3 protein-coding genes are annotated in these 4,840 nt (G+C 60.7%); all 3 read right to left on the reverse strand.

Going from position 1 to position 4,840, the window contains the following annotated elements:
• Positions 1 to 916: 916 nt before the first annotated feature.
• From VJV58_RS14325 to uvrB, 3 genes are read right to left on the reverse strand one after another with little or no spacing between them, the layout of a single operon-like run.
• Positions 917 to 1,198, reverse strand: coding sequence for a hypothetical protein (locus tag VJV58_RS14325; RefSeq protein ID WP_324138020.1), 282 nt, complete (start codon positions 1,196 to 1,198; stop codon positions 917 to 919).
• Positions 1,199 to 1,208: 10 nt separating this feature from the next.
• A complete protein-coding gene (locus tag VJV58_RS14330; protein WP_324138021.1) occupies positions 1,209 to 1,976 on the reverse strand; it encodes a DpnI domain-containing protein in 768 nt (255 codons plus the stop codon).
• A 47-nt stretch (positions 1,977 to 2,023) separates the two neighbouring features.
• Entirely contained in the window at positions 2,024 to 4,693 is a 2,670-nt protein-coding gene (uvrB, locus tag VJV58_RS14335) for an excinuclease ABC subunit UvrB (protein WP_324138023.1), read from the reverse strand.
• Positions 4,694 to 4,840 lie beyond the last annotated feature (147 nt).

Below are 4,840 nucleotides of genomic sequence, written 5' to 3' on the forward strand. Positions count from 1 at the left end.
CCACTCTTGTGGGGAGGGTGGCGCGAAAGCGCCGGGTGGGGTTGGCAGCCGACAGACGGCGAGCACCCGATTGCGGAATCAGCCCCACCCGGCACATCGTTCGCAAGGCTCACGATGTTCTGTCCCTCCCCACGGAAGATCGGGGGAGGGATGAAGAGCGCCGATGCGGTTGCACTTTACGCAATGACCGCGCGAATAGTTCATGAGCACTTTTGTCTCTTCCTTGCGACGAAACACACACCTCCGCGATCTCGCGACGCGTTTGCGCCCGAGTCGGTGAAGAATGTTTCGCCCCCCGAATAGATGAGGGCGTGGGGAATGCCGGATGCTCGGTGCACCCGCAGCCTCGCATGCAAAATAAAAAGCATACGAGCATAGTCACCACAGGCTCACCGGATTCACCCGGCATTCCCGCACGCCATGGTTTTAACGGTTTCCTTCGTGATCTCCCCGGTGATCGGGCTTTCTTGTCACCGTCATCTTGCGAATGGGTGGCGTGTCCGCGCCCGGTTGGGCCGACACGCCTCCGCAAGACTTGACGCCAGCGTCGAGGCGTCAGGACCACACGACTTCGCCGTCCGCATCAGCGCCGTTCGTCCGCGCGCACCATGATCGCTCACGGCAAGCCGCCCTGCGATCTCGATTGCGCGCCGACGCTGCCGCGTCCATCGCATCCCGAGCCCAACGTTCGTGACGATCGCGAAACGCCCCTCATGCGGGCCGGGACAGCGCGGCTTATGGATTTGAAAACGGAAAGGAAATTATTTTTGCAACCGGGACTGGACAGGAATGTTGCGTGATTTGCCCGTCGGGCGATCAGCTTGCAACCTCCCAGGCGGATTGGCTGAAGGCGTAATCTGCCTGACCATCCGCGCCAAAGCAAAGTAAGATGGCGGACAGCACAACAGTCGGGGCGCTAAGCAGTATCGACCGAAACCAGGAATTCCTCGGCTTGTTCCCGCGTCGGGAAGCGGCCTACTTCGCGATAATCCGGATCGTGCTCGGCCGAGTCGGACGATCGAAATGCGATGAAACCATCAGCATCCTTGGCGACAATGTCGGTGAGGTTCTCGCTATCGAACGGCGACATGTCGCGCGCTTCGCAATGCGGGCACTCGTCGTCGCAGGTGCAGGACCACTCACCGGTCCATATCCGGCCGCAAGTGTCGCATCTATAGAAGTTCAGAAACCACGCCATGCGGGCGCTCCTATGATCGCAGACGATAGTTTCCGCGTGACATGAATTCGATAAAGCCGCGGTCGCGCAAATATTGAAGCTGCTGCCGTATCTTCGGCTTGACGTTCTGGTTGCCCGGATAAAGATCAGCGAGATGTCGTTCGAAGGCATAAACTTCCTCAAGGGTGAAATCACGTTTGCCGAGCGACTCCACGCATTTCATGACATCGATAAGCCAGCCTCTCGTCTCGGGAGATTCGCTTCTGAGAAAAAGCGTTTTCTGCCATTCCGCTAGAATAAGTTCTTTTTGTCGAACGACGCCGTTCTGCACAATCCGTATTTTGCCGGATTCTGGGACACGGCTGAGCAGGATGTTCGATCCTATCCAGCCCGCGCGCCGCGCGGTCGCAGCCAACGGCTTTCGTTCCTCTATGATTTCGCGAACGAAAAAATGCTTGGGCACGATGAACAGATTGACGACCGCGAGCGACTTGAGATCGTAATTCATCAGAAAGAGATTTGGGTTGTTGCTCGCAGCCAGGCGCTCGCATTTTGTTTTGAACGCGCCATCGACAACTCTGGTGCCAAACTTTCCCTTCTGACTCTTGAGTTCGAACTCTTCCTTGCAAACAGCACAAAAGAAGTCCGCAAGCGGACTATTGTTCGGGAAGGCGGCTATTTTGACGTTGCCGCAATGCGGGCAGTACACCCACGCGCTCACCCAGGCTTCCGTCCACGCGCGAGCATTTTGCGAGCCGCTGACGTAGGGCGATTGGGATTCCTCGAAGCCGAGTTTCATCGCTCCAAACTAGCTGAACTAGATTGAATTTCCAGTTCGCGGCGCGCCTACCGCTTCTTCCATCCACCGCGATGCCCCGGGGCGCCGCCGGTGGAGCGCGGGGCGGGGCCGAATTCGGGACCGGATTGGCGCGAGTCGGTTGGCTGAAAGATTTTGCTTCCGCTGCTCGGAGCGGTGTCATCGCGCGAGGGTTTGCGCGCGCCGCCGCGGCCCGGGCGGTAGGGCAGGGATTCCGGGCCGTGCATTTCGTCGAGATGCGGTTTGTGGATTTTGGAGGCAGCACTCCCACCCCGACCGCTTTCAGCGGTCGACCCTCCCCGCAAGGGGGAGGGAATTGGAGCACCGCCGCTCTGGCTTGGTCGTCCTGAATCACGAGCCGCGCTCGAGCGTACACTCCGCTTCTTCAGCGCGCCGGTCGGCAGGTTGGCAGCGTCGCCGTATTTCCGCGCGCCCGCATAGGCGCCGGCCTTGCCCTGCACGATGCGCTGCTTGGCCGTGGGATCGTCGACAACAGCCAATTCCGTAGCGCGCAGGCGCTTGACTTCGTCGCGCAACCTGGCGGCTTCTTCGAAATTCAAGTCGGCGGCGGCTTCGCGCATCCGGGTTTCGAGGTCGTTGAGCACCGTCTCGAAATTGTGCCCGATCGAGATGACGTCGTCGGCCATGCCGCCGTCGCCGATCTCCACCAGCACATGGTCGCGCTCGTAGACGCTATTGAGGATGTCGCCGATGGATTTCTTGATGCTCTCCGGCGTGATGCCGTTGGCGGTGTTGTATTCGACCTGTTTCTCGCGGCGGCGATCGGTCTCGGCGATCGCGCGCTGCATCGAACCGGTGATCTGGTCGGCATAAAGGATCACCTTGCCGTCGACGTTGCGCGCCGCGCGGCCGATGGTCTGGATCAGCGAGGTCTCGCTGCGCAGAAAACCTTCCTTATCGGCGTCGAGGATCGCCACCAGCGCGCATTCGGGGATGTCGAGGCCCTCGCGCAACAGGTTGATTCCGACGAGGGCGTCGAACGCGCCGAGCCGCAAATCGCGGATGATCTCGATCCGCTCAATGGTATCGATGTCCGAATGCATGTAGCGGACCCGAATGCCCTGCTCGTGCAGATATTCGGTGAGGTCTTCCGCCATCCGCTTGGTCAGCACCGTGATCAGCGAGCGATAGCCGGCCTGCGCGGTAGCGCGGACCTCGCCGACGAGATCGTCGACCTGGGTGCGCGCCGGGCGGATATCGACCGGCGGATCGATCAGCCCGGTGGGGCGGATCACCTGCTCGACGAACACTCCGCCGCTCTCGTTCAGCTCCCACGCGCTTGGGGTGGCGGACACCGCGACCGATTGCGGGCGCATCATGTCCCACTCCTCGAAGCGCAGCGGACGGTTGTCCATGCACGAGGGAAGGCGGAAGCCGTATTCGGCCAAGGTAGCCTTGCGGCGGAAGTCGCCGCGGAACATGCCGCCGATCTGTGGGACGGTGACATGGCTTTCGTCCGCGAACACCAACGCGTTGTCGGGCACGTATTCGAACAACGTCGGCGGCGGCTCGCCGGGGCGGCGCCCGGTAAGATAGCGCGAATAGTTTTCGATCCCGGCGCAGCTTCCGGTCGCTTCCATCATTTCGAGGTCGAAGGTGGTGCGCTGCTCCAGCCTTTGCGCCTCCAGCAGGCGACCCTGATCGTTGAGTTGGTCCAGCCGCTGCTTCAATTCGCTCTTGATCGATTTGATCGCCTGCACCAGCGTTGGCCGCGGCGTCACATAATGCGAGTTGGCGTAGATCTTGATGAACTCGAGCTCGTCCTGCTTGTGGCCGGTGAGCGGATCAAATTCCTCAATGTTCTCCACGACATCCCCGAACAAATTCACCCGCCACGCGCGGTCTTCATAGTGCGCCGGAAAGATGTCGATGACGTCGCCGCGCACCCGGAAGGTGCCGCGGGTGAAATCGGCCTGGGTACGCTTGTACTGCAGCGCTACCAAGTCGGCGATCAATTGGCGCTGGTCGATGCGCTCGCCCTTTTTCAGCGCGAACGTCATGGCGGTGTAGGTCTCGACCGAGCCGATACCGTAGATGCACGAAACCGAGGCGACGATGATCACATCATCGCGCTCGAGCAGCGCCCGCGTCGCCGAGTGGCGCATGCGATCGATCTGCTCGTTGATGGAGGAATCTTTTTCGATGTAAGTGTCGGTCCGCGGCACATAGGCCTCGGGCTGGTAGTAATCGTAATAGGAGACGAAGTACTCGACCGCGTTATCAGGGAAGAAATTCTTGAACTCGCCATAAAGCTGGGCCGCGAGCGTCTTGTTCGGCGCGAGAATGATGGCGGGACGTTGCGTCGCCTCGATCACCTTGGCCATGGTGTAGGTCTTGCCCGAGCCGGTGACGCCGAGCAGCACCTGGGTGCGATCGTTGCGCTTGATGCCCTCGACCAGTTCGGCGATCGCGGTCGGTTGATCGCCTTTCGGCTCATAATCGGATTTGAGCACGAAGCGGACGCCGCCTTCGGATTTCTCCGGACGCGGCGGGCGGTGCGGCGTCCAGATTTTCACCTGGCCGTCTTCGCCCTTGAATTCGGGGCGGCCTTCGCGGATCAGATGTTCCAATGCATCGGCGGTCGCGGCAACGCCAAGCGCCTCCATCTTGTTGCGGGCCGGACGCGCCAGCGCGGCGGCGTCTTCCTCTTCGGTGGTGAAGCCGAGTTGCTTTGCCAATTCCGGATCGAGCGTCGGAACGGTCGCCGAGGTGCCGTAATTGGCGGGCGGAGCCTCGTCTAGGCCTCGGGCTGGTAGTAATCGTAATAGGAGACGAAGTACTCGACCGCGTTATCAGGGAAGAAATTCTTGAACTCGCCATAAAGC

It is taken from the genome of Bradyrhizobium sp. (assembly GCF_035273305.1).
In the GTDB taxonomy this organism is placed as follows: Bacteria; Pseudomonadota; Alphaproteobacteria; order Rhizobiales; family Xanthobacteraceae; genus Bradyrhizobium.

What these genes read in the sequence shown, in the direction of transcription:
- VJV58_RS14330 (WP_324138021.1), bottom strand. Translation starts at nt 1,976, where the DNA reads ATGAAACTCGGCTTCGAGGAATCCCAATCGCCCTACGTCAGCGGCTCG.
- VJV58_RS14325 (WP_324138020.1), bottom strand. Translation starts at nt 1,198, where the DNA reads ATGGCGTGGTTTCTGAACTTCTATAGATGCGACACTTGCGGCCGGATA.